We start from the raw sequence: 23610 nt of genomic DNA, 5'->3' as shown, positions 1-23610 counted from the left end.
CGCGCTCCCTTGAAACCTCAGTAACGCAGGAAATCCAGCACCGCCGCATTGAACTGCGACGGCGATTCGATATTGCACAAATGCGCACCAGGCAGGTCGATCTGGCGGCCATCGGGCACGCCGCCGGCGATGGAGCGCAGGTCCGCCGGCGGCGTCACCGGATCGTCGATGCCGGCAATGGCCAGCGTCGGCGCCTTGATGCGCCCCAGGTCGGCGCGGAAGTCGGCATCGATGAGCACACCGCAACAGGCCGCGTAGCCTTCAGGAGAAGTCGCCAGCAACTGTTGCCGCACTTCGTTCACCGCGGCGGGCTCGCGCTCACGGAACGCCGGCGTGAACCAGCGCAGCACCGACCCATCGGCGATTTCCTGCAGGCCGTGCGCATGAACCTGCCCGATGCGCGCCATCCAGCCCTCCGCGGTGCCGATCTTCGCCGCCGTGCTGCACAACACCAGCCGTTCGATCCGCTGCGGCGCATTGAGTGCCAGCCACTGCCCGACCAGGCCGCCCATGGAAAGCCCGCAGAAGTGCGCGCGTTCGGCGCCGGCGTGATCCAGCACCGCCAGCGCATCGCCGGCCAGATCCTCAATGGTGTACGGACCGGCCGGCGTGGACGAACGTCCATGTCCGCGACGGTCGTAGCGCAGCACGCGGAACTGCGCGGCGAGCGCCGCCACCTGCGGGCGCCACATGTCGCTGCTGGCGCCGAGCGAATTGCACAACAGCAGCCAGGGCGCCTGCGAGCGCCCGCTGTCCGGGCTGTCGACGCTGTAGTACAGGCTGCCTTCGCCCGCGGGTATGGAGACGAATGGCATGGAATTCAGATCGAATACAGTTTGAGAACGGCGTCGATGAAGCTGTGGCTGCTGCCCAGGTAGGCTTGCGGCTGCAACAGCTGCTCCAGCTGCGCCGCCGTCAGCAGGGCGGAAACGCGTGTATCGGCAGCCAGCGCCGCAAGCAGCGGCTGCTTCTGCTCCACGGCCCGGCGACATGCCGCCTCCACCAGGCGGTGCGCCTCGCCCCGGCCCAGCCGCGACGCCAGCGCCATGGTCACCGCCTCCGCCATCAGCAAGCCCTGGGTGGCATCGAGGTTCTCGCGCATGCGCAGCGGATGCACCTCGAGATCCTTCAGCACCGTCGTCATGTGCGCCAGCGCACCGGATGCCAGCAATACGATCTCCGGCAGCGTGTCCCATTCGGCATGCCAGCCGCCGGCGCCACGCTCGTGCTCCTGCACCATCGCCGACAGCATGGTCGAGACCAGGCCGGGCACCCGCGTCGCCGCCGCTACCGTCACGGTGCACCCGACCGGATTGCGCTTGTGCGGCATGGTGGAGGAACCGCCCTTGCCTGGCGCACCCGGCTCCAGCGCCTCGCCCAGCTCGGTCTGCATCATCAGCGCGACATCGCGCGCGATCTTGCCGATGCTGCCGGTGAGCAAGCCCAGCGTCGTCGCCACCTCGCACAGGCGATCGCGCTGCGCATGCCAGGGCAGCGCCGGCAGCGCCAGTTGCAGTTCTTCCGCCAGGGCAGCAGCCACCGCGGGACCGGATTCCCCCAGCGAAGCCAGGGTGCCCGCCGCGCCACCGAATTGCAGCACCAGGCCGCTTTCACGGATGGCCGAAATCCGGCCCTGGTGGCGGATCAAGGCATCGAGCCAACCCGCCGCCTTCAAACCGAAAGTGACCGGCAGGGCCTGTTGCAGCAACGTGCGGCCCGCCATCACGGTGCCGCGGTGCGCATCCGCCAGGACAGCGGCGCAGCCGGCCAGGGCCATCAGCTGGTCTCCGATGCGCCGCAGGCCCTCGCGCAGCTGCAGCACCAGTCCGCTATCGATCACGTCCTGACTGGTCGCGCCCCAATGTACGTAGCCAGCGGCTTCCCTGCTGTGCACCGCCACCCGCGCGGTCAGCGCCGCAACCAGGGGGATGGCCAGATTGCCGCCGCCGACCGCCGCCGCGCCCAGGGCATCGAGGTCGAAGTCCTCCGCCACGCAGGCCCGCCCGATCAGTTCCGCCGCTTCGGCCGGAATGACGCCGCAGCGCGCCTCGGCACGCGCCAGCGCCGCTTCGAAGTCGAGCATGCGCTGCACCCGCATGCGCGGCGCGAACACCTCGCGCATCGCCTCGGTGGTGAACAGGTCTTGCAGCAGCGCGTCCATTCAGCGGGCCGCCCGCCCTTGAACCATCATCGTTGTGGCAGGCACGTCAGACGGCGAAGAACACGGTTTCATGCTCGCCCTGCATGTGGATATCCCAGCGATAGTGACCCTCGCCGTCGGATTGCGCCATCAGGGTGTCGCGGCGCGACGCCGGCACCAGCGCCAGCACCGCATCCTCGGCATTGGCCGGCTCGCCGCCGAAATAGATGCGCGTCAGGGCGCGCTTGAGGATGCCGCGCATCAGCACCGAGACTACGATATGCGGCGCCTGCAAGCAGCCGCCCGGCCCCGCCACGCGGCCCGGCTTGATGGTGCTGAACTGGAAGCCACCATCCGCTCCCGTGGGAATGCGTCCGAAGCCGACGAAGTCCGCATCGAGCGGCGCCGCGCCCTGGTCCTCCGGGTGACGGTAGCGTCCGGCCGCGTTGGCCTGCCACACCTCGATCAGGGCATCCGGCACCGCGGCGCCGTTGCCGTCGAACACGCGGCCGCTGATGCGGATGCGCGTGCCCGCCGCCTGCAGCCCCGCCACTTCGTTGCGATACAACGGCGACAGGCCGATACGGAAGTAAGGCCCCACGGTCTGGGAAGTCGTAGCCTGGAAACTCATCTCACTTCTCCCACGGCGTCTGGTGCCGGCCGCGCAGCACGATGTCGAAGCGGTAGGCCAGGGCGAACTCGGACTTGCTGTTTTCCCAATCCAGCGACGACACCAGGCGGTTGCGCGCCTTCTCGTCGGCGATGCAATTGAAGATCGGATCGAACGGCAGCAGCGGATCGCCCGGAAAATACATCTGCGTCACCAGCCGCTGCGCGAAGGCCTCGCCGAACAGCGAGAAGTGGATGTGCGCCGGCCGCCAGGCGTTGTAATGGTTGCGCCAGGGATACTCCCCCGGCCGTATGGTGGTGAAACGGTAGCGGCCTTCCGCATCGGTGACGACCTGGCCGAGCCCGGTAAAGTTTGGATCGAGCGGCGCATCGTGCAGATCGCCTTCATGCAGATAGCGTCCGGCCGCATTACACTGCCAGATCTCCAGCAAGGTGTTCGACAAGGCCTTGCCGTTCTCGTCGAGGACGCGCCCCGTCACGATGATGCGCTCGCCGATGGATTCTCCGGCGTGCCCCGCCGTCAGGTCCGCCGCGTGCTTGCCGATGGTCGTTGCCGAGAACACCGGCCCCGTCACTTCAGACAACGTTGCCGGAATCTCGATCAGAGGCTGCAAGGGCCCGCGCTTCACGGTCGAGCCGTAGGCCGGATGCACGTATTCCGGCTGCGTATGCCACCAGGGCTTGCGGTACCCCTTCAGATCAGACATGCCACTCCTCATCAAAGATCGCTTCAAACGCGGCATGGTCGGACCGCGTTCATCGAAGTCTGTAATTTCAAGCCGGGCCGGCCCGGAAGCCTTGCATGGTCTCTGCACAGCGGTTCCATGCGCAGACCAGGTCCGGCATCCGGCGCGGCGCCGGCAATGCGCATGCCTGCCATGCTGCATGGAGCCCGCGGGAGACCGCCCGATGCGCTGCTGCCGCTGTCTACGCAAGAAGCAGACCGCCCGGTATCGGTCAATGGAATCAAATCAGTAGCTCACAGAAGAAAGGCAGATCCAACGCGGCAGAACAAGGAAAATTCACTGCTGTCGTCGGCGTCGATTTGCTCCGGCACATCCCGCCTGTATTGCACATCTGCAACATCTTCATTTCAAAACCGCACGGCCGTTCAAACGGTCACGGACATTCCCGGTCTCGCTGTTTTTCCATATCCGGAAGAAGACTGCGCGATCGAGCGGAGTCTTCTTCCGGGCGGCAAGATATCGCTATGACAGGCTTCGCCTTGAACTACCTGGCGAATGACACCAGCAGACCCAGGGCGACCTGCTGGATGTGCTCGCCCACACCGAAGGTATCGGTGGAAGACGGCAGGTTGCTGTAGGCAGCGGAAGGACCGTTGTCGAGCACGCTGTACAAGCCGTAGACGGAAACCATGCGGCGGTACAGGTAGTACGTCAGGCCGGCGTTGTATTGGCTGCCGTTGAGACCCGCGGTACTGCAGAAGGCACCGCCGGTGAGTTCGCAACTGCCGTTTTCCGCATGTGTATACGTGGCGATGACCCGGATGCGATCGTTGATCTGGCGTTCGGCGCCCACGGTGTACGAAATCCGCTCGTAGCGCTGGAAGCGCCCGTCCAGACCGCCGAAGTCGTGGTATTGCAGCCGCCCCACCTCACCCCAGACCGCGGTGTCGCTGGTGTGATAAACCATGGTGAGGCGATTGCCCTCATCCCTGGATTGCACCGTAGGCGCGCCCTTGGGCAGGCCGCTGCCGATATTCGACAAAGGGCCGGAAGGATCGCCGCCGAATGCATCCATGTGCACTTCCTGCGCGAAGGCGACCGAGAATCCGCCGTGGATGTAACGCGCGCCCACCGACCAGAATTCATTGTTGGTCAGCTGGTTCTTACCCGAATCCGGGGAATACTGCCCCAGGAAGTGGAAGCCGTAGATCGACGGCGTGTAGTAATAAATGCTGTTCACACGCCGCTGGTTGAAGCTGCTGGCCGAACCGGAGCCATAAGGCGCCTTGGCGGCCAGATTGTTGGTCGAGACGAAGTTGCCCGAGGCCACCTGGTTGAATCCGATCGCCTCGTCGGCGCCCAGATTCTTGTACACCGTATCCAGGTCGCCCAGCTTGATCGTGCCGTAACGTTTGCTGCTGAGGCCGACAAAGGTGTCGCGTTCCGACCCGAACAGGCTGCCGCCGCCGCCGATGTTGACCGTGGTTTCGGCCTGGTAGATCGCCTTGAGATCGTTGAACAGCAGGAGCGATCCACGCAAACCGATACGCGAATTCGACGAGGTCAGTTCCTGGTGATCTTCCAGGTTCAGCCCGGTCGGGGCCGGCGCGAGGGTGGCCAGCGCCTGGGAGGCCGCGGCGGTCGCTCCGCTGCCGCTGATGAAATCGAGTTCGGGGTAGAGCTTGCCGTAAATCACCAGCGGGCCATGGGACGGATTGTAGCGTCCCTGCCCCTCCGAACCGGCGCGCGCCTTGTCATCCACCAGCTCGCGACCGAAATAATCCGCCAGGTCTTCTCGTGGCGCGAACAGCTTGCCGACCTGTCCGGTGAGGGCGCCACTGCCGCCGAACAGGGGCGTTCCAGCACCGCCGCCGGCCGAAGTTGCAGGAACGGCTGCGGCAGGATCCGAAACAGCTGCCGTGCCCCCGGCATTGCTGGCGACGACTTGGGGCTCCGCGGCGGCGTTGCCGCCATCGTCGGAAAAAGCGGCACCCTGCATAAAGAACAGGAGCGAGAAGCTCGCCGGCACCAACAGACCCTTGCATATGCGCAAGGCTCGCCTGCAAGAAACCCCTTTCCCGTCAACGGAACTCTTCTCCACTTAATCTCTCCTCCAACATCGGTATTTATGGATTGCCACGCCGTACATCGATCGAGTGCAGGCCTTTGCCGGCTGCGGCGAAGCCGCTACCGCCACATCGCGTCTTGCATCTCTTTTCCTTTTAAAATCAGTCTTTTGGTCTGTTTCCCCTTAGCAGCAGCGCATCCATCCGGGCACCGATGGAGCAATGACGGGCTTCATGCCGGACTCGAATCGCGGCACACGCAGATGTTCCTATATATGGAATTATCTTCCTATATACGGAACCAAACGTATCAAGGGGTGTTTTTGGCGGTCAACGCAATATGTTCCGATATGCGGAATTAAGTTCCGATTTCATGGTTCGTGGGACAACCGTGGGAAAAAAGGGGGAATATCGACGCGCCGTTTCTGCCGGGAGTGAACCCGGAGCGGCCGCTCACACGGTTCGGCCATGGGAAGCAGCCTTCAGGCATCGCGAACGGCAGGGCGGTCATGCCCGTCCCCCGCACCCGACGGACGAGACAGCTGCGGCCTCGGGCAAAAAAAGCCCCATTCGATGGGGCTGGCGGGATTCAGGAACGCGAAAGGCTTTTGCTTACTTCTTCCCCGGCAAATTCTTGGCCGGCAGCAGCAACCAGCCTGATCCAGCCATTGGCCTGGAGCGGGTGCGGGTAGTGGATGGCGCCGTCCTCCGCGACAGCAGTGCTTCCGGGAGCATAAAACCCGCCCCCAAGGGTAGGGCCTGTCGCGGCCCCCGCGTCTGATTCAGCAAGGAGCCCCGGGAGGGGCCGGTGCGTTTTCCAGCTTGCTTGCGCATCCGCCAGTCCCGCCCGGATGCCCCTGTCGCCGCCGCAACCACCTGCTGGAGAGCCCTGAACCATGCGCTTGCGCCCCTTCGCCCTGCTGTTCATTTCCTGCTGCCTTCTGATGGGCGCGCCGCAAGCGCATGCCCTGGCCGTCGAGGAAGCCAGCATCGCCGACCTGCAAGGCGCCTACCGCGAAGGCCGGCTCAGCGCACACCAGGTGGTTGCCGCCTACCTGGCACGCATCGCGGCCTACGACAAGAAAGGGCCGTACATCAATTCGCTGATCACGGTGAATCCCAAGGCGCTGCAGGAGGCGGACGCCATCGACGCCAGCTATAAGGCCACCGGCAAGTTCATCGGCCCGCTGCACGGCATCCCGGTGGCGCTCAAGGACAACCTCGACGCCGTCGGCATGCCCATGACCAACGGCTTCCAGGGCTGGAAGAACTACTACCCGCCGAGCGATGCGCCGCTGGTGGCGAAGATCAAGGCGGCGGGCGGCATCATCATCGCCAAGGCCTCGTTGTCGGAATTCGCCAAGGGCGGCGGCGACAACATCAACTCGGTGCTGGCCGGCTTCGCCCGCAATCCCTATCACACCGCTTACGCCACCGGCGGCTCCTCCGGCGGTCCCGCTGCCGCGCTCGCCTCCAGCTTCGCCGTGATCGGCATCGGCACCGATACCGGCGGCTCGGTGCGCATGCCCTCGGCGCACAACGCCCTGGCCGGCCTGCGGCCGACGGTAGGCCTGGTCTCGCGCACCGGCGTGGTTCCCCTCGACGGCGTGCGCGACACCGCCGGACCGATGGCGCGCTCGGTCACCGACATGGCGATCCTGCTCGACGTCATCGTCGGGCAGGATCCGGAAGATGCCGCCACCGCGCGCAGCCAGGGCCACATCCCCAAGAGCTACCTGCCCTACCTGAAGAAGGACGGCCTCAAGGGTGTGCGCCTCGGCGTGCTGCGCCAGGTGTTCACGCCGCAGGTGACCGACCCGCTGATCATCGCCAACTTCGACAGGACCATCGCCGAACTCAAGGCCGCCGGCGCCGACATCATCGATCCCCTGGTGGTGCCCGAGCTCGACACCATCCCGCGTCCGCCGCAGACCAACGCCGAGTTCAAGACCGACCTGACCAAGTGGATCGCCAAACATCCCGGCGTACCCTACCCCTCGATCAAGGCCATCGCCGATTCGAAGCTGGTGCATCCCCTGCACCAGCAGAGCTTCGACCAGGCCGTGGACTCCCTGCCGGCCGACCAGGACCCGGCCACCATCGAAGGACGCAAGAACGAGCAGCGCTATCGCGAAGCCTTCATGAAGGCCATGGACGCCGCCAAGGTCGAGGCCCTGGTGTTCCCCACCTGGGCGCAACTGCCTGCCATCAACGGCGACCGCAACACCCAGATCACCGACGACCCGCAGCCGGCCCCCAACGCCGGACCGACCCACCTCGGCAGCAGCCTGACCTTCGTCGGCAGCATGCTGCAATGGCCCGCCCTTTCAGTGCCTAACGGCTACCTCGGCGAAGGCCTGCCCGTAGGCCTGCAAATCCTCGGCCGCGCCTGGGACGAGGGCAAGATCATCCAGTACGCCTACGCCTACGAACAGGCCACGCACTACCGCCGGCCGCCGCCGACCGTGCCGCCATTGGCACCCGGGCAGCAGTAATCCAGAGCGGGTGTCATTTTCTCATGTCGACGTGCGTGCTGAGGAATTCGCTCATGACGTGGCGATACATTAAGGCTTCTCTGGGGATTGCGATCCGCCTCTGCTTGCTGATCGCCGATGCGAATGCCACCCGCTTCTCCGTGGGTGGGCGCAAGTCGGGGGCAAAAAAGTCTGCCACCGTCTTCATCATGTGACGCATGAGGGTATCGACGAACTTCGTCCGGGATTCCTCTCCGTCGCAGTTGTTGCTCAACGACCTCAGCTATTTCTACTGGAATCGGAACACGAAACTCCCGCCTCTCGCAGGCAAGAACGAGCAGCATAGGATTCATGGGCGCTGCTCAGCAGTCGCCTCGGCGTTGGTCGGCAGGACTCTGCGGCTGCTGGTCATCGATCGCCTGTTTCCGTTGCTGCGCTCCTCGCAACGGGAACCACTTCGCCGGTCCATGCCAATATTCTGGCCGGAATATCGACCCGATCATCCCGACGAGACCAGGGACAAGTCCCGCTCCGAGCAGTGGCAAGGCAACGAATAGGGCCGCTTGTTCGAAGGACGTCATCGATTTCTAGGCAGACGCTTGGAGGTCGCTGGTCCTTGCGGCTCACCGTATACCGTTGTTGTTCTTGTTACGAGGCACAGCGGGCCGTCGCTTCCGGCCGGCGTGAGGTAAACATCGTTGTTCACACCGGAGACGAGGACCAACGTCGCATCGGCAACTGTGGCCCGGTAGGGGCGCAGCGTCAGTACCAGGGGAACCATCAGGGCGGCAGTCGCCGACGAAGCCAGCACGCCAATTGTCCGATTGCTGCCTACTCCGTCAACAGTGGCAGCAGGATGTCATCGACGAGCGCGCCTCGCTCGTGCGCCCCGGTCTCGCCCGGCCGCAGGAGCGCGCCAAGGAAGAGGTGCGAGACCATGAGATCGAACGCGGCGGGCACGCGTTTCGCGTGGATGTGCTCACCGCGTGCGCGTGCGTGCTCGACGAGTGTCGCGCCGGACCGTTCACTGGCCGCATCGATCTGCTGGTGAACGAGCTCCCGTAGCACAGGGTCGTCGCGGATACCCTCGACCAGACCGAGAAACGATGGGCCTCCGCTGCCGGCGATCGATGTCGCGATGGCCTCTGCGTTGGCGAGAAGATCGCCGCGGATACTGCCAGTATCAGGCGGAGCAGCGACGTCGCCTTCGGCTCGACGGCGAAGCGCATGGGCCACGAGTTCGGGCTTGCCGGCCCATCGACGATATATCGTTGTCTTCGAGGCACGGGCGCGGGCGGCGATTGAGTCCATGCTGATTCGTTCGTAGCCGACTTCGGCGATCAGTTCCACGACGGCGTCCATGATCGCGCGTTCGCGCGATTCGCCTCGAACGCCGTGCAGTGACCTTGAACTGTTGCTCATCTCCATTTGACCCTCATCACCTGCATGATTCTGATATGTACGATACCGTTTCGTACATGTTAGCATGAACAGGACAGAAGCAAAGCACGAAAGAGAGCCAAGCCGAATGAGCACCGCAATCGAAGCCAAGACCATTGCTGTTCCCGAGGAACAACTGCAGGACCTGCGTAACCGCCTTGCGCGCATTCGCTGGCCGGATGGCGCCACTGTGGACGACATTAGCCAGGGACCCGTGCCCGCCAAGCTCCGCGCACTCGCAGACTATTGGGCAAACGGCTACGACTGGCGTCGAGTCGAGTCCGAACTCAACGGCTGGGGCATCCATCGGACAACGATCGACCGACTTCCCATCGATTTCCTGCACATTCGCTCGCCCGAGCCCGACGCGCTCCCACTCGTGCTTACCCACGGCTGGCCAGGCTCGGTGCTGGAGTTCCGGAAGGTGATCGGCCCGCTCAGCGACCCGGCTTTCTACGGTGCCGACCCTCGCAGCGCCTTCCACCTGGTGATCCCCGTCCTTCCCGGATTCGGGTTCTCCGCCAAGCCATCCGAGGTCGGCTGGAATATCCCTCGTATCGCCCGTGCGTGGGTCGAGCTGATGCAACGCCTCGGCTACGAGCGGTGGGGTGCTCAGGGAGGTGATCTCGGCTGCGCCGTCACCGACGAGATTGCAAAGCTGCAACCCGCCGGCTTCATCGGTTCTCACCTGAACTTCGCGATGTTCCCGCCGACCCCTGACGAAATCGAGAACGCGACTCCCGCCGAGCGGGAAGCACTCCGCGACGCGAAGCACTTCTGGGACGAACTCTCCGGTTACGCGAAGGAGCAGCAAACTCGGCCGCAGACAATCGGCTACTCCCTCGCGGACTCACCGATCGGTTTGGCCGCTTGGATCTACGCCATGTTCCAGGACACGTGCGGCACCCCTGGCGATGCCGAGGCTTCGTTCACCTATGACGAGATGCTCGACGACATCATGCTCTACTGGCTACCGAACTCCGGCGCCAGTGCAGCCCGTCTCTACTGGGAGATGGTTCAGTCGGACTGGTCATCACCCGCTCGCATAGACGATCCAATCCGCACCCCGGTCGGCTTCACCATGCCCCCCAAGGAGGCCGTCCGGAAGTCCCGGCGTCAGCTCGAACGCCGCTACGCCAACATCGTCTACTTCAACGAACCGAGCGAAGGCGGACACTTCTTCGCCCTCGAACAGCCGGACATCCTTGTCGCCGACATCCGCGCAACCTTCACCCAATTACGCTGAGACGACCTCTTGGCATAACGCCACGCACGCGGCTTTGCACGACATCGCGCAACGATTCGCGCTGGATGAGCGACGCTATCTTGCGGACGTGCCGATGGGACGCTTCGGGGACCCGTCGTGATCTTGCACTGCATTACCTGGCCCAGGCTCACCTGTCCCTGACCGAGATCGGGAACTTGCCAGGGTACGCCGAGCTCAGCAACTTCAGCCATGCTTTCAAACGCTGGACCGCATGCTCGCCCAGAACTTACCGCAGGCACTTAGCCTGATTTCATAAAGAACAATCGATGCACTGCAGTCATGGGTTGTGGCTAAAGAGGGAAATCTGCGGCTGTAGATACTGGATACAGGTCACGCACTTAGCGCATCGAATTCGCTCCAACTAGGAAGCTGAGGTTGGGCCAAGCGGCTTGGTTCCCGGCAGCCGTGCCGACGACCGGGTTGGCAGGAGCATCTGCGGGGACGCGTTCCCAGTGCCCTTTCAGAACCTGCTCGACAAATGGGTCCTGGGGGGAATCCTCCGCCGTGCGGCCTTTAGCGGGGGCCGGCGCGTTGCGGGATACGGCATCGCCTCTCTGCGTCACCATCACTTTGGCAACAAAAAGGTCGGCGGCCGCGGGGGCGCTGGCAAGAGCCGTTCCGGGGATGGCGGCGGCCATAGCCGCTGCGGCGAGGAGCATGGCGCTGGGAGTCAGCGCCTTGAGTGCCGCCGCGGGAGCACCCCCAGCTGTGGCTGCGGAACGGACGATCGAAGTGGGATGCCTGGTGAAGTCCATGGGATTGCTCCTGAAGAAAACGTACCGCATTAATGCTGTCACTGACTATTGGTCCATCGCGGTGGGCAGTCGCACTCCAATTCATCTTGGAGCAGGTTCAACGCGATACCAGATGGAATACATCGCCGGCAGGAACACCAGAATCAACACCGTTCCACCCGCAGTACCACCGATTAGTGTCACGGCCATCGAGCCCCAAAATACCGACGTGGTGAGCGGGATGAATGCCAGTACGGCCGCAAATGCCGTGAGAATCACGGGCCGGGCGCGTTGTACTGTCGCCTCCACAACGGCCTGATAAATATCAAGACCGGCCTCTTGATTGGCATGAATCTGACCGATCAGAATCAGCGTGTTGCGCATCAGGATTCCCGACAGGCCGATCAATCCGAGAATCGCATTGAATCCGAAGGGCTGATGAAACATCAGGAGCGCGGGGACCGCTCCGATCAGGCCCAGAGGCGCAGTCAGGATCACCATCGTCATTGCCGAAAAAGACCGGACCTGCAAAATGATGACCAGCAATGTCAACCCGAGCATGATCGGAAACACCGGCGCCAAAGCACGATTGGCTTTTCCGGATTCCTCGATGTCGCCCCCCATTTCGATACGATATCCATCCGGCAGACGCGCGATCAGTGGCTCCAGCGCCTTCTGCACTTCCAATGAAACCTGCGGTGGCTGCAAGGACTCGTCGATGTCTCCGCGCACCACAATCGTGGGTGTGCGGTCGCGCCGCCGCAGGATCGGGTCCTCCGGCTCGACCTCGATATGGCCAAGCTGGGAAACCGGAATCAGGCGGCCGTCTTTGCTCGTCAGCGTGAGTTGGCCGAGCTTGGCGGGATCGAGTCGCTCTGGTCCGGCGCTACGCGCGACCACGTCCACGGTGCGAATATCCTCACGGACTTGCGTCACGGGGGCGCCGGTGAGCAGAAACTGCAACTGTTCGGCCACGTCATTCGACGACAGTCCGATCAGGCGCAAGCGGTTCTGATCCAGGGCAAAGTGAACGGCCGGCGCACGGTCGCCCCAGTCCTGATTGACCTGGCGCATGTGAGGATTGGAGCGCATCGTCTCCTGCACTTCACCTGCAATCGCACGAAGCTGATTCGCGTCCGGCCCCATCACCCGGAATGCGACCGGAAACGGCGATGGCGGTCCGAAGATCAGCTGGGTTACGCGCACGCGTGCTTCCGGTGCCAGCCGGTCTTCAATGCGCGCACGCAGACGCCCTTTGAGCCGCTCGCGCGCTTGGGCATCCGGCGTGAGCACGATGAGCTTGGCGAACGAAGGGTCCGGCAACTCGGGGTTGTAACCCAGGAAAAAGCGCGGTGGGCCGGCCCCGATATAGGCTGTGACGATCTTGGCTTCAGGTTGCGTCTTCACCCACTGCTCGACTTTGATCGCGGCGGCCGTGGTGCTTTCTATACTGGTTCCTTCCGGCATTTGCACTTCGACCAGCAATTCCGGCCGGTCGGAACTAGGGAAGAACTGCTGCTTGACGACGCTCATACCGATACCGGCCAGCAGAAACAGTCCGACCACGGTGCCAGCAACGATAAACTTGTGCGCCACTGCCCATGCGACCAACCGGCGGAAACGCGCATAGCGTGGTGTCGCATAGATCGCCGCGTGCCCACCGGGGGCGGGTTTGATGTCAGGCAGCAGCTTCACTCCCAAATAAGGAGTGAACACAACTGCGACGATCCACGAGGTGATCAGCGCGTAACCGACGATCCAGAAAATATTGCCGGCGTACTCGCCTGCCGTCGATTTTCCGAAGCCCACCGGCATGAGACCGATGATGGTCACCAGCGTGCCTGACAGCATCGGTGCTGCCGTATGGCTCCAGGCATAGGCAGCGGCCTTGGTCCGTTCCAGCCCCTCCTCCAGCTTCACTACCATCATCTCAATCGCGATGATCGCATCATCGACCAGCAGTCCGAGCGCCAGGATCAGTGCGCCCAAGGTGATGCGATCGAACACACGGCCCGTGATCGTCATGATAACGAGTACCGCCGCGAGCGTAAGCGGCACCGCTGCCGCGACGACAATGCCGACGCGCCAGCCAAGGCTCAGCAGGCTTACCACCATCACTACGCCAAGCGCGACGAAGAATTTGAGCATGAACTCGTCGACCGCCTCGCGGATATTGACAGCCTGGTCCGAGATCTTGGTGAAGGTCAGACCGACCGGCAATTCGGTGGCGATTTTCCTTTCCTCTGAGTCCAGAGACTTGCCGAGGTCAAGGCCATTCCAGCCGTCTTGCATGACGACGCCAAGCACGAGTGCCGGCTCGCCGTTGTGGCGAATCAGGAAGGTGGCGGGATCTTCGTAGCCGCGCTTGACGTCGGCCACATCGGAAAGTTTCAACGCGCGGCCGCCGGCCACGATCGGTGTATCACGAATTTTCTGCACGTCGTCATAGGCGCCATCGAGCCGCACGAATACCTGTGGGCCATTGGTATCGACTGAACCGGCGGGCGTGACCATGTTCTGCCGTTGCAGCGCGTCGAAAATATCGCGCGCACCGATACCCAGCGTCGCGAGGCGCGCGTAGGAAAATTCAACGAAGATTTTTTCCGGCCGCTCGCCCAGGATGTCGACCTTCTTGACTCCCGCAACATGCAGCAGCCGTTGGCGCAAGCTCTCGGCCTGGCGCACCAATTGGCGAGGCGGCATACCCGGAGACTTCAGCGCGTACACCGCAAAGGTCACGTCGGAATATTCATCGTTGATGAACGGTCCGAGCGCGCCGGCCGGCAGCTTGTGCGCTTCGTCGCCCAATTTCTTGCGCGCCTGGTAGAACTGCTCCGGCACCTCGGCGGGCGGGATTTTATCCTGCAATGTCAGCATCATCACCGCCAGGCCGGGACGCGTGAAGGTTTCGACGTGGTCGTACCAGCGCAGTTCCTGCATCCGCTTTTCGAGTGGCTCGGCGACCAGGTCCTGCATTTCCTGTGCCGTGGCGCCGGGCCAGACAGCCGTCACCGTAAGCACCTTGATGGTGAATGCAGGGTCCTCGGCTCGCCCCAGTTCGGCGAATGAGAATATCCCCGCCGCAACGATCGCCACCAGCAGGAACAAGGTGATCGCACGCTCGCGGACCGCGAGTGCGGAAAGATTGAAGCCGCTCACGGCGCGTTACCCGAAACGCCGATGGCCCGCACCCGCTCCCCTTCATGCAGGAGGTGTGCGCCCAGCGCCACGATGTGCTGGCCTGGATTCAGCCCGCCTGTGACCACGGCCGTCTCCTCGCCGAGACGGCCGATTGTCACGTGATGGAATGAAACGGATTCGCGCTTGGCGTCCAGCATCCAGACACCCGGGCCATGACCGGAATCGTAGAGCGCTCCGATTGGCACTTCGACGCTTTGATCGGTCTCCGCCGTGGACAGATACACGGTCACCGTCATGCCGAGCGGGGCATTTTCGGCGGCACCCTGCAGGACGAATCGGGCGGGAAATGTGCGTGTCAAGGGATCGGCCGATTCGGATAGCTCGCGCAGGCGCACCGGCACGGATTGCGCATCGACACCATAAAGAACTGCTTTGCCCATGGCACCCAGCGGCAGGCGGACTGCTTCGGGCAGATTTACTGCGGCTTCCCGCGGATCGTCCTTGGCCAATTGGAGAACAGTCTGCCCGGCTGCCACCACTTGACCGGGCTCACCTCGGGTACTGACAACAACCCCATCGAAGTCGGCCGCAAGCACGGAATAGTTGTCGGCGTTAAGCGCGATTCCGGCTTGCTGCTCGGCAGCCGCTAGTTGAGCTCTTGCGCTGTCCGCCTCGGCCTTGGCTCGATCAAAGGCCTGTGCGGAAATGGCGCCTTGCTCCACAAGTCCGTTCAAACGGACCAAGTCAGCCTCTGCGCGGACCGCGTTCGCGCGCGCTGATTCCACGGTATTGCGTTGAGCCGTGGCGCCAAGATGCAGATCGTTCGGATCGAGCCGCATCAGTGGCTGTCCGCGTTGCACGTGCTGCCCCACATCAACCAGGCGCTGCGTGATCTTGCCGGCGACACGAAATCCCAGGTCGCTCTGCACCCGGGCCGCAACGATGCCGGTAAACGCCTGCGCTTGCTGCCCGTCCGCATGGACTACGGCAACGCTCACCAGCGGCACATCCAGACGTGGGTCCGCTTCAGGCGACTTGCCGCAGGCAGCGAACAGGACGGAGCTCATTGCGACGACAACGGGCAACTTCAACTCGGGAAATGACATGGCGGACTCCTTGATGAGCCCATATTAGTTACAAGTTACATAAACGTCAACTTGTAACTAATGCCATTTCTTCAGGGTGCCAGGCTACGGAGCACCAAGTTGCTGACCGCTATCGCGTTTTCTTTGAGATCCTCGGGGGATTTCTGCTCCAGCAGGATGGGATGTGCAAAAGGCGAGAGCACTTCCGAAATAGCCCGGGTGACTTCGTCGAACGGAGTTTTACGCTCAAACTCGCCAGCCTCCCGGCCATCGGTGACGATGGTCTTGACCACAGCGAGGAGAGCCTCCTCGTATTCCTGGATCGAGTGCCACTGGCCTGCCACGGAGACGACTACGATATCGTGCAGCTTGCGCTCGTTGAAAAACAATTCAAGCCCCTGATCTACAAGGCACTTGAACACCAGTCTCAAGCGTTGGGCCGCCGGCTTCCTGTCGGCTGCGATGTCTCGAAGCGCCGTGGCGATTTGCCCCAAAACCATGCCGCAAACTGCTTCGCCGATTGCCTGCTTCGATTCGAAGAATCGATAGACATAGGCGCTGGACACGCCGATTGCCTTCGCCAAATCCGCAACGGAAGTCTTGTTGTACCCGTAAAGGCGGAAGTGCTGGTCCGCCGCCTTGATGATCTGATCACGCCGTTCGTGTTCCACCGGGCCGCGCTGGCCAGGTGGCTGCATCTGCGTCAGTTCTTGATCTGTGTGTTCGCTCATATCTTAGGTTACGAATTTCCACATGTGTTGACAAATAGTAACACTTTCGCATAATCGTAACTATATTCAGGAGGGCTTGATGTGCCGCCAACCATTCTTCGCAAGGGTCGATTGCTCTTAACCATTGTCGCCGCTGTTGTTACCGCCGCATGCGCGGTAGGGCCAGACTACCGTCCGCCCGTGGAAACCTTGGCGCATGATTTTCATGGGTCCGCTGCCATGGAGCAACGTACGGGGGCCGTTGCGCCTCCGCCGCTATCGACCTGGTGGACCGGGTTCAATGATCCGGAACTGAATCTCGTCGTTTCGCGCGCCCTGGCGCAGAACCTTGATCTCGCCCAGGCCGTAGCTCGTGTCAGTCAGGCGCGCGCCGGCACAAAGGCGGCATTGTCCGCATTGCTGCCGAGCGGCCGGGTTACCGCTGATGCGGCTCGTGCGCACCAATCACTCGAGGATCAACTGGGTCGGGTGGAAAGCGCATCGCCAGGTTTCAATCGCAACGGCGGACTTTACGATCTAGGAATCGGTGCAAGCTGGGAAATCGATCTGTTCGGCGGCTTGCGCCGAACCCGGGAGGCGGCTGAAGCAGAATACCAAGCCAGCGATGCCGCGCGCGCTGCCACTCAACTGACGGTTGTGGCTGAAGCGGCTGACACCTATGTACTCGTCCGCACTCTGCAAGCTCGGATCGACCTTGCCCAAGGACAGGCTCGTACGCAGCAGAAACTGGTCGATCTGGTGCGGCTTCAGTATTCCCGAGGCGTAGCCTCCGAATTCCAGTTGCGCCAGGCCGAGGGACAGTCGGCCGACGTTGCGTCGGCGATTCCCGGACTTGAGACGGACCTGAACTCGGCCCTCAATTCACTCGATGTGCTGATGGGGAGCGCACCCGGCACTTACCGCGCGGAGCTGGAGAATCCTGGTGCGATTCCGCATGCGCCGGCCGTGCAAACCGCTGACGGTCCGACCAGCCTTCTGCGGCGGCGACCGGATATCATCGCGGCCGAACGTCGGTTGGCGGCTTCCAATGCGCGTATTGGCGAAGCGATCTCGGGGTATTATCCCAAGATATCCCTGACCGGGCTGATTGGATCTTCGACTACCGTTGCCGGCAACCTTCTGAGCTCGGACGCCAATCTCGCCCAAGGCATCGCGGGTCTGCGCTGGCGCCTGTTCGATTTCGGTCAAGTGGATGCAGAGGTGAAATCGGCGAAGGGCAAAAACGCCGAAGCGCTCGCCGCTTACCGTCTTACCGTACTGGAGGCCACTGCAGAAGTGGAAAATGCGTTCTCCGCTCTGGTCAAGCATGAAGCACAGATCGAGACGCTCAGTGCGGGAGAAGCATCACTGGCCCGGGCGCAGGATTCGGCATCTGCCGGCTATCACAACGGCGCACTCAGCCTTGTGGATGTCTTGGACGCGCAGGCACGCTTGCAGCGCACGCAGGATGAAAGAATCCTCGCACAATCGGCAGCAGCGCATGCAGCAATTGCTTCGTTCCGGGCGCTTGGGGGTGGGTGGGGCGATGACGTTACGGAGGTGAAGATCGCCGCGCTTCGGTAGACTTCAGGCAGTACATTGACGTATGCCCTGAGCCCCGTTCCGATATCTGAAGTTTATAGGGGGGCTGCTTTGGTGGGCGCTTGCAAACGTGTTCATTGCCGACGCGAATTGGAAGCGGACATTCCGAGATTTCGAGATGCTCCACAAGTTTGACTGACGGCTTCGGCGCCGGTTGCGACCGCGCGAATGACCGAGCCTGCCAGGAGCGGCCATTCATTTTGCACGAGCTCCCACCGTCTCCTTTTGGCAGCACGTTCCGGGCGCCGACAGAAATCGAGTAGACATCCGCTTTGTGGCTGCACCGGACATCACGGCGAATTCCTGCTGAGAGACGATTCGCGTCATCTGGACCGATGACGCCGGTGGAGTGCCGCCCGAACGAGCAGCACGTTGGCGTTAGCGCTCCGAAGGGAACGTAGCCACCACAGCTGAAGACTCTTTAGCGGAACGTGATAAGAGTGTGCAAGACCTATTTGAAAATTGAGCTTTACAAGCCGGTGAAGGAACAAGTGATTTATAAACGCAGGGGACTTTTAGTCCCATGCGCCTATCGGCAAGCGCGCTCCGGCAGGTGGAGTAAAGTCGAATTCCCGAAGAAAAACAGCTTGGTGCCCGAACCCGGACTCGAACCGGGATGGCCTTGCGGCCGGGGGATTTTAAGTCCCGTGCGTCTACCGATTTCGCCATTCGGGCCGGCGCGAAAAACCGCGAACGCGGCAGCGGGCGGTGAGGGGATTGTAGAAGATGGAGGCTCGAGCCGGAATTGAACCGACGTACGGGGATTTGCAGTCCCCTGCATAACCACTCTGCCATCGAGCCGATGCGACGCTGGGATTTTACTCCAGCAAGGTTACTGCGGCCGGATTCCCGTAAAAACAAGTGGGAAAACCTGAATATGAACCGCTAATACGAAAAAACCTCGTCGAGAACGAGGTTTTTCCAGATCAAATCGTTGGAGCGGGAAACGAGATTCGAACTCGCGACCTCAACCTTGGCAAGGTTGCGCTCTACCAACTGAGCTATTCCCGCTTGCGAGTTGCGTATTGTAGGGATCGACAGCGCCTCAGGCAAGCATTTTTCGCTATTCCGCCAAACGCGCACGATTGGCCGTTACGGACTATCCCGCATCACCGGCCAGGCCGCTCTTAAATACTGGATCATGGACCAGATGGTCAAAGCCGACGCCAGGAACAGCAGCACATAGCCAATGTCGTAAACCGGGATCGGCCCCAGCGGCGTCTGCCACAGCATCAGGCTGATCGCCGTCATCTGCGCCACCGTCTTCAGCTTGCCCAGCAGCCCCACCGCCACACGGCCGCGCTGGCCCAGCTCGGACAGCCACTCGCGCAGGGCGGAAATGGTGATTTCGCGGCCGATGATCACCGCCACCAGCACCCCCATGACGCTGCGCGGATCATCGCGCAACAGCATCACCAGGGCCACCGCCACCAGCAGCTTGTCCGCCACCGGATCGAGGAAGGCGCCGAAGCCGCTGGTCTGGTTCCACAGCCGCGCCAGGTAGCCGTCCAGCCAGTCGGTCAAGGCCGCCGCGATGAACAGCAGGGCCGCGACATGGCGGGCCGGCGGCCAGTCCACATAGAACAGGGCCAGCACAAGGGGGATCACCGCGACGCGGCCCAGGGTGAGGATGGTGGGAGTATTCAGCCGCATGGCTACAGTTTCCGGTTTCCGCTTGCCAGTTTCCAGTCTTTCTTCATCAGGCTGCCCCGGACAACCCCGCCGCGAGCTTCCCCGGAAACTCCAAGCTGGTAACTGGCAAACGCCTTTTCAATGAAAATGCGCGTAAATCCGCTCCGCCAGCGTGCGGCTGATCCCCTCGACCCGCGCCAGCTCGTCGACACCCGCACGCTTCACCTGCGGCAGGCCACCGAGCGTCTTCAGCAGGGCGCGGCGACGCGCCGGCCCCAGCCCCTCGATCACCTCCAGCCCCGACGTCAGCCGCGCCTTCTCGCGCCTCGCCCGGTGGCCGGTGATGGCGAAGCGGTGCGCCTCGTCGCGGATGCGCTGGATCAGGTGCAGGGCCGGCGAATCCGGCGCCAGCACCAGCGGCTGCTCCTGCTCCGGCAGGATCAGCTGCTCCAGGCCCGGCCGGCGCGTCGGACCCTTGGCGATGGCGACCACCCGCAGATTCTCGATCTCCAGCTCGCCCAGGGCCTCCATCGCCGCGCCCAGCTGCCCCTTGCCGCCATCGATGAACAGCACATCGGGACGCTGCACCTCCCCGCCCTTGATGCGCGCATAGCGCCGCGCCACCGCCTGCTTGATCGCCGCATAGTCGTCGCCAGGCGTGATGCCCTCGATGTTGAATTTGCGGTACGCCGCCTTCAGCGGTCCCTCCTCGTTGAACACCACGCAGGAAGCCACCGCCTTCTCGCCCATGGTATGGCTGATGTCGAAGCATTCCATGCGCCGCGGCGGCTGCTCCAGGTCCAGCGCCTGCTGCAGCTCGAGCAGCCGCTGATCCATGCTGGCCGCTTCCATCATGCGGGTCGACAGCGCCTGCTGCGCCGTGCCCGCCGCCATCTCCATCAGCCGCTGCTTGACGCCGCGCTCGGGCCGCGCAATGCGCACCTTGCGCCCCGCCTTGGCCGACAGCGTAGCCTCCAGCCACTCCGCATCTTCCGGCAGTTCGCTCACCAGCAGTTCCGGCGGCGGAGGCCGTTCCAGGTAGTACTGTGCGATGAAGCCGGACAGCAGCTCGTCCATCGCCATGCCCGGCGGATGCCGCGGGAAGAAACTGCCGTGGCCTAGATTGATGCCGTCACGCACCGACACCACCACCACGCAGCTGTTCGAAACATGCTGCGCCGCCGCGATCACATCCAGCTGCTCCGCACCACCGGTGATGGCGCGATGCTCCCGCACCCGGTTCAACGCCGCAATCTGGTCACGCAGCCGCGCCGCCAGCTCGAACTCGAGCTGCGCCGAAGCCTGCTCCATCTCCGCCCCCAGCTCATGCGCCAGCTCATCGCCCCGCCCTTCCAGCAGACGCACCGCCTTGGCCACATCGTGGGCATAATCCTCTTCGGAAATCAGCTTCACACAAGGCGCGGAGCAACGCTTGATCTGATGCTGCAGACAGGGCCGCCGCCGGTTGGAAAAGAAGGTGTCGTTGCACGGCCGCAACAGGAACAGCTTCTGCAGCGTCTGCAGGGTTTCGCGCACCGAGCCCGCGCTCGGATAGGGTCCGAAATACTGGTCCGGCCCGGTCTTGGCGCCGCGATAGAAAGCGATGCGCGGATAGGCATGCGCAGTAATCCGCACATACGGAAAACTCTTGTCGTCGCGCAGCGAAACGTTGTACCGCGGCGTCTGCTCCTTGATCAGCGCCGCTTCCAGCAGCAACGCCTCGTCCTCGGTGTGGGTCAGCGTCACCTCGACACGGCAGATCTGCCCCACCATGCTCTCGATGCGCGGATTGCCGCTGGCGCGCAGGAAGTAGCTGCCGACGCGCTTGCGCAGATTGCGCGCCTTGCCGACATAGAGCAGCTCGTCGGACTTGTCGTACATGCGGTACACGCCCGGCTGCGTGGTCAGCTGGGACAGGAACGTACGGGGATCGAAAGGCTGGGACGGCTGGTTCATCAGGGGTACAAGGATACAAGCCGGGAAACGGGAATGGGGAATCGCACGAAAAGCGCGCCGCCCGGTTTCTACGACCTCCGATTCTCCATTCCCGATTCCCGGCCCCGACTACTTCACCGGCACATAGATTTCGGTCAGCAACTGCGTCTCCGGCGTATTGCCGGGATCGCTGACGTACTGCTCCCACGACGGCCCGTTGTCCTGCAGCACATAGGCTTTCTTGAGGGCATCGATCATTTCGTAGGTCTTGCCCATGCCCTTGTAGGCGCCACGGTACTCCACCTTGAGCGCCGCCCCCGCATACGTCTGCGCGAGCTTCGCCTCGTTCGGCTTGCCGTTGATGGTTGCGGGCACCTGGACATCACCGCGGTCCACCGGAATGCCGGCGTCGTAGTCGTAAACCTTGGCCTGCATATCCCAGCGGCGGCTCACCGCGAGCGGCGCGCCCGCCTGCTTCAGGCCCGCGGCACTCATGAAAACACCGACCTTCCCGTATGCAGCCATCAAAGCCTTGGCGATGGCATCGCTGTCCGTGGTGGTGGTGCCGGAAACATAGGCATAGGGCAGCGCCTTGTTGTCCACCAGATCCACCTTCAGCGCCGAGAAGTCGGTCTTGTCCCCGCCCTCCGCCAGGGTCTTGAGCCGGGCCAGGCCGCGTTCGTAATCCGGCCCCACCTGCCGGTCCATCAAAAGGCCGAAATAATGGGCGATGGGATTCATGCCCAGATTGATCTCCAGGCTCCAGGCCACCCGCGTCATCGGTCCCGACTGCTCGACGTCGAAAACCGCCAGCGCCGGCCGGTCGAAGCCGGCAAAGGTCAATTTGGTTTTCACCTGCGCGTCTTTGGTACTGGCAACGATTTCCTGCGTTCCGCTACCCACATCCTTGTTGCCGCTCCACCCGTAGTGGGCGCCGACACCGTAAGGAGGCCCGCTGATCTGCACCTTCATCTGCGAATCCTTGTCCGCCCAGGGAGACCATTTATCGAACTGGCGGAAACCGTTGACCAGGGCGAAGACCTGCGCATCGGGCGCCTCGATCTTGATGCTGCGCTCGACGCGAACCCGGTCCGGCAGGACGAATCCGACCGCGAAGAACAGCACGACGAGTAAGGCAATGCCGAGGACGATGTTGCGTAACATGACTCCCCCTTATCTTATTGTGTCGTTTGCGACACACCATATAGCGGGACGCCACGCGGAACAATAGCCGTCCGTCTCCTGTGCATCGTCCCGCCCGGTCTCGGGAAATCAAAAAACTTCATGAAAACAAACAAAAAGAGCGCCCCGGAGGGCGCCCTTGGAGACCCCATGTCTCAGCTGTGGGCGGCGATGGCCCTGGCGGTGAGCTCGGTGCAATAGCCCGTGCCGACGAAGCCGTAAGTCCACCGCTCCTGCACCCGGACATCGGTGATGTAGTCACCGTGGGCCTGCTCCTGAAGATCTGCATAGGCCCGCTGCAAACGGCCATTCACGCTGATCGGGATGAACAGCAGGAGCTGGAAGCCGCAGGCGCCAGCCTTGATATCGCGGGACGGGCCGCTGGGCACGGCCACGCCGGTCCGGTCGCCCAGGTCCACGGGAACACCCGAGCAGCCGCTGGCCAGCAGTGCCAGTGCGCAAACCATCGTTGTCATTGCGGATCGCAGGATTCTCACTTGACGGCCTCCCCGGTGATCGTCACACAACGCATGGTTCCCAAAACGAACCAGTACCAGTTCTCCTGCATCTTCACGTTGATCAGGGACGTAGCGCCCGGCACGCTTTGCAGTGCATTGGCATATGCGCGTTCGACGCGGCTGTTGAGGCCCGCCGGAATGAAGTTGTAAGCCGTGGCGATGATCAGCAAGGAACCGCAGGCCGATCCTTCCGCCGGCCCCAGATTCCTGAAGCCGGCCTTGGCGGCTGGCGCCACCATTACCGGATCCGAAGCGCACCCGGCCAGCGCGAGGCCGGCGCATAGCGCCGCCAGCGTCCGCCTGCGCGGACGCAACAAGTTCTGCATTCAATTTCCCCTTCGATGGTTTTTAGACGTCACCGGGCGGCC

The 23610-nt window shown here is 62.9% G+C and carries 21 protein-coding genes and 3 tRNA genes; 6 read left to right on the top strand and 18 right to left on the bottom strand.

The features are described from left to right. Nucleotides 1-17: 17 nt before the first annotated feature. From pcaD to pcaH, 4 genes are read right to left on the bottom strand one after another with little or no spacing between them, the layout of a single operon-like run. Nucleotides 18-815 (bottom strand): 3-oxoadipate enol-lactonase, encoded by a 798-nt coding sequence (pcaD, locus tag BP26_RS0100520; protein WP_029918624.1) that lies wholly within the window; start codon nucleotides 813-815, stop codon nucleotides 18-20. 5 nt (nucleotides 816-820) lie between these two features. After that, a complete protein-coding gene (locus tag BP26_RS0100515) occupies nucleotides 821-2161 on the bottom strand; it encodes a 3-carboxy-cis,cis-muconate cycloisomerase (protein WP_029918623.1) in 1341 nt (446 codons plus the stop codon). 46 nt (nucleotides 2162-2207) lie between these two features. After that, nucleotides 2208-2771 (bottom strand): protocatechuate 3,4-dioxygenase subunit alpha, encoded by a 564-nt coding sequence (pcaG, locus tag BP26_RS0100510; RefSeq protein ID WP_029918622.1) that lies wholly within the window; start codon nucleotides 2769-2771, stop codon nucleotides 2208-2210. 1 nt (nucleotide 2772) lies between these two features. Then, nucleotides 2773-3477, bottom strand: coding sequence for a protocatechuate 3,4-dioxygenase subunit beta (gene pcaH, locus BP26_RS0100505; RefSeq protein WP_245611661.1), 705 nt, complete (start codon nucleotides 3475-3477; stop codon nucleotides 2773-2775). 162 nt (nucleotides 3478-3639) lie between these two features. On the opposite strand from pcaH, the gene BP26_RS29120 reads away from it, so the two are divergent. Next, nucleotides 3640-3984, top strand: coding sequence for a hypothetical protein (locus BP26_RS29120; protein ID WP_157572289.1), 345 nt, complete (start codon nucleotides 3640-3642; stop codon nucleotides 3982-3984). A 16-nt stretch (nucleotides 3985-4000) separates the two neighbouring features. On the opposite strand, the gene BP26_RS0100500 is transcribed toward BP26_RS29120, so the two are convergent. Beyond that, entirely contained in the window at nucleotides 4001-5509 is a 1509-nt protein-coding gene (locus tag BP26_RS0100500) for a porin (RefSeq protein ID WP_157572288.1), read from the bottom strand. A 909-nt stretch (nucleotides 5510-6418) separates the two neighbouring features. Between BP26_RS0100500 and BP26_RS0100495 the strand changes: the two genes are divergently transcribed. Beyond that, nucleotides 6419-8017, top strand: coding sequence for an amidase (locus BP26_RS0100495; RefSeq protein WP_036515744.1), 1599 nt, complete (start codon nucleotides 6419-6421; stop codon nucleotides 8015-8017). Between the two features lie 53 nt (nucleotides 8018-8070). After that, nucleotides 8071-8211, top strand: coding sequence for a hypothetical protein (locus tag BP26_RS29115; RefSeq protein ID WP_157572287.1), 141 nt, complete (start codon nucleotides 8071-8073; stop codon nucleotides 8209-8211). Nucleotides 8212-8827: 616 nt separating this feature from the next. On the opposite strand, the gene BP26_RS29110 is transcribed toward BP26_RS29115, so the two are convergent. Next, complete coding sequence (locus BP26_RS29110) at nucleotides 8828-9424, bottom strand: TetR/AcrR family transcriptional regulator (protein ID WP_051747934.1); 597 nt, start codon at nucleotides 9422-9424, stop codon at nucleotides 8828-8830. 100 nt (nucleotides 9425-9524) lie between these two features. Here BP26_RS29110 and BP26_RS0100475 point away from each other — a divergent pair, with 100 nt between their 5' ends. Together BP26_RS0100475 and BP26_RS30985 are read left to right on the top strand one after the other, a co-directional pair. Next, entirely contained in the window at nucleotides 9525-10682 is a 1158-nt protein-coding gene (locus tag BP26_RS0100475) for an epoxide hydrolase family protein (protein WP_029918615.1), read from the top strand. Nucleotides 10683-10747: 65 nt separating this feature from the next. Next, nucleotides 10748-10951 carry a helix-turn-helix domain-containing protein gene (locus BP26_RS30985; protein ID WP_084182659.1) on the top strand — a complete coding sequence of 68 codons (204 nt, stop codon included), beginning with the start codon at nucleotides 10748-10750 and terminating at the stop codon, nucleotides 10949-10951. A 90-nt stretch (nucleotides 10952-11041) separates the two neighbouring features. Here the strand turns inward: BP26_RS30985 and BP26_RS0100470 are convergent, their stop codons facing one another. The 4 genes from BP26_RS0100470 to BP26_RS0100455 form a co-directional block, all read right to left on the bottom strand. Beyond that, the gene (locus tag BP26_RS0100470; RefSeq protein ID WP_029918614.1) at nucleotides 11042-11458 is read right to left on the bottom strand and encodes a hypothetical protein; all 417 of its coding nucleotides are present in this window, start codon (nucleotides 11456-11458) and stop codon (nucleotides 11042-11044) included. A gap of 81 nt (nucleotides 11459-11539) precedes the next feature. Beyond that, entirely contained in the window at nucleotides 11540-14596 is a 3057-nt protein-coding gene (locus BP26_RS0100465; RefSeq protein ID WP_029918613.1) for an efflux RND transporter permease subunit, read from the bottom strand. Beyond that, nucleotides 14593-15684, bottom strand: coding sequence for an efflux RND transporter periplasmic adaptor subunit (locus tag BP26_RS0100460; protein ID WP_029918612.1), 1092 nt, complete (start codon nucleotides 15682-15684; stop codon nucleotides 14593-14595). The genes BP26_RS0100465 and BP26_RS0100460 overlap by 4 nt, the downstream gene beginning before the upstream one ends. 71 nt (nucleotides 15685-15755) lie before the next feature. Further along, complete coding sequence (locus BP26_RS0100455) at nucleotides 15756-16394, bottom strand: TetR/AcrR family transcriptional regulator (protein WP_211254783.1); 639 nt, start codon at nucleotides 16392-16394, stop codon at nucleotides 15756-15758. Between the two features lie 81 nt (nucleotides 16395-16475). Between BP26_RS0100455 and BP26_RS0100450 the strand changes: the two genes are divergently transcribed. After that, a complete protein-coding gene (locus BP26_RS0100450; RefSeq protein ID WP_211254782.1) occupies nucleotides 16476-17957 on the top strand; it encodes an efflux transporter outer membrane subunit in 1482 nt (493 codons plus the stop codon). A gap of 606 nt (nucleotides 17958-18563) precedes the next feature. Here the strand turns inward: BP26_RS0100450 and BP26_RS0100445 are convergent. The 8 genes from BP26_RS0100445 to BP26_RS0100410 all read right to left on the bottom strand — a co-directional run bounded on the left by BP26_RS0100445 (nucleotide 18564) and on the right by BP26_RS0100410 (nucleotide 23568). Continuing rightward, nucleotides 18564-18650: transfer RNA gene (locus BP26_RS0100445), tRNA-Leu, on the bottom strand. Nucleotides 18651-18702: 52 nt separating this feature from the next. Continuing rightward, nucleotides 18703-18776, bottom strand: a tRNA-Cys gene (locus BP26_RS0100440). Nucleotides 18777-18910: 134 nt separating this feature from the next. Continuing rightward, nucleotides 18911-18986: transfer RNA gene (locus BP26_RS0100435), tRNA-Gly, on the bottom strand. Between the two features lie 81 nt (nucleotides 18987-19067). Further along, complete coding sequence (gene pgsA / locus BP26_RS0100430) at nucleotides 19068-19628, bottom strand: CDP-diacylglycerol--glycerol-3-phosphate 3-phosphatidyltransferase (RefSeq protein ID WP_029918609.1); 561 nt, start codon at nucleotides 19626-19628, stop codon at nucleotides 19068-19070. A gap of 117 nt (nucleotides 19629-19745) precedes the next feature. Beyond that, a complete protein-coding gene (gene uvrC, locus BP26_RS0100425) occupies nucleotides 19746-21563 on the bottom strand; it encodes an excinuclease ABC subunit UvrC (protein ID WP_029918608.1) in 1818 nt (605 codons plus the stop codon). 108 nt (nucleotides 21564-21671) lie between these two features. Further along, a complete protein-coding gene (locus BP26_RS27200; RefSeq protein ID WP_051747932.1) occupies nucleotides 21672-22706 on the bottom strand; it encodes an SRPBCC family protein in 1035 nt (344 codons plus the stop codon). A 173-nt stretch (nucleotides 22707-22879) separates the two neighbouring features. Further along, nucleotides 22880-23200, bottom strand: coding sequence for a hypothetical protein (locus tag BP26_RS26295; RefSeq protein WP_157572285.1), 321 nt, complete (start codon nucleotides 23198-23200; stop codon nucleotides 22880-22882). A 17-nt stretch (nucleotides 23201-23217) separates the two neighbouring features. Further along, entirely contained in the window at nucleotides 23218-23568 is a 351-nt protein-coding gene (locus BP26_RS0100410; protein ID WP_211254781.1) for a hypothetical protein, read from the bottom strand. Nucleotides 23569-23610 lie beyond the last annotated feature (42 nt).

It is taken from the genome of Nevskia soli DSM 19509, assembly GCF_000711955.1.
GTDB lineage: Bacteria > Pseudomonadota > Gammaproteobacteria > Nevskiales > Nevskiaceae > Nevskia > Nevskia soli.
The sequence above is the reverse complement of the archived record's forward strand: the minus strand, read 5'-3'. Positions and strand labels throughout refer to the sequence as shown.

Bases quoted from the DNA above. Each gene is read 5' to 3' on its own strand.
- pcaD (WP_029918624.1), bottom strand. From the start codon at position 815: ATGCCATTCGTCTCCATACCCGCGGGCGAAGGCAGCCTGTACTACAGC.
- BP26_RS0100515 (WP_029918623.1), bottom strand. From the start codon at position 2,161: ATGGACGCGCTGCTGCAAGACCTGTTCACCACCGAGGCGATGCGCGAG.
- pcaG (WP_029918622.1), bottom strand. From the start codon at position 2,771: ATGAGTTTCCAGGCTACGACTTCCCAGACCGTGGGGCCTTACTTCCGT.
- pcaH (WP_245611661.1), bottom strand. From the start codon at position 3,477: ATGTCTGATCTGAAGGGGTACCGCAAGCCCTGGTGGCATACGCAGCCG.
- BP26_RS29120 (WP_157572289.1), top strand. From the start codon at position 3,640: ATGCCTGCCATGCTGCATGGAGCCCGCGGGAGACCGCCCGATGCGCTG.
- BP26_RS0100495 (WP_036515744.1), top strand. From the start codon at position 6,419: ATGCGCTTGCGCCCCTTCGCCCTGCTGTTCATTTCCTGCTGCCTTCTG.
- BP26_RS29115 (WP_157572287.1), top strand. From the start codon at position 8,071: ATGACGTGGCGATACATTAAGGCTTCTCTGGGGATTGCGATCCGCCTC.
- BP26_RS29110 (WP_051747934.1), bottom strand. From the start codon at position 9,424: ATGGAGATGAGCAACAGTTCAAGGTCACTGCACGGCGTTCGAGGCGAA.
- BP26_RS0100475 (WP_029918615.1), top strand. From the start codon at position 9,525: ATGAGCACCGCAATCGAAGCCAAGACCATTGCTGTTCCCGAGGAACAA.
- BP26_RS30985 (WP_084182659.1), top strand. From the start codon at position 10,748: ATGAGCGACGCTATCTTGCGGACGTGCCGATGGGACGCTTCGGGGACC.
- BP26_RS0100470 (WP_029918614.1), bottom strand. From the start codon at position 11,458: ATGGACTTCACCAGGCATCCCACTTCGATCGTCCGTTCCGCAGCCACA.
- BP26_RS0100460 (WP_029918612.1), bottom strand. From the start codon at position 15,684: ATGTCATTTCCCGAGTTGAAGTTGCCCGTTGTCGTCGCAATGAGCTCC.
- BP26_RS0100455 (WP_211254783.1), bottom strand. From the start codon at position 16,394: ATGAGCGAACACACAGATCAAGAACTGACGCAGATGCAGCCACCTGGC.
- pgsA (WP_029918609.1), bottom strand. From the start codon at position 19,628: ATGCGGCTGAATACTCCCACCATCCTCACCCTGGGCCGCGTCGCGGTG.
- uvrC (WP_029918608.1), bottom strand. From the start codon at position 21,563: ATGAACCAGCCGTCCCAGCCTTTCGATCCCCGTACGTTCCTGTCCCAG.
- BP26_RS27200 (WP_051747932.1), bottom strand. From the start codon at position 22,706: ATGTTACGCAACATCGTCCTCGGCATTGCCTTACTCGTCGTGCTGTTC.
- BP26_RS26295 (WP_157572285.1), bottom strand. From the start codon at position 23,200: ATGACAACGATGGTTTGCGCACTGGCACTGCTGGCCAGCGGCTGCTCG.
- BP26_RS0100410 (WP_211254781.1), bottom strand. From the start codon at position 23,568: ATGCAGAACTTGTTGCGTCCGCGCAGGCGGACGCTGGCGGCGCTATGC.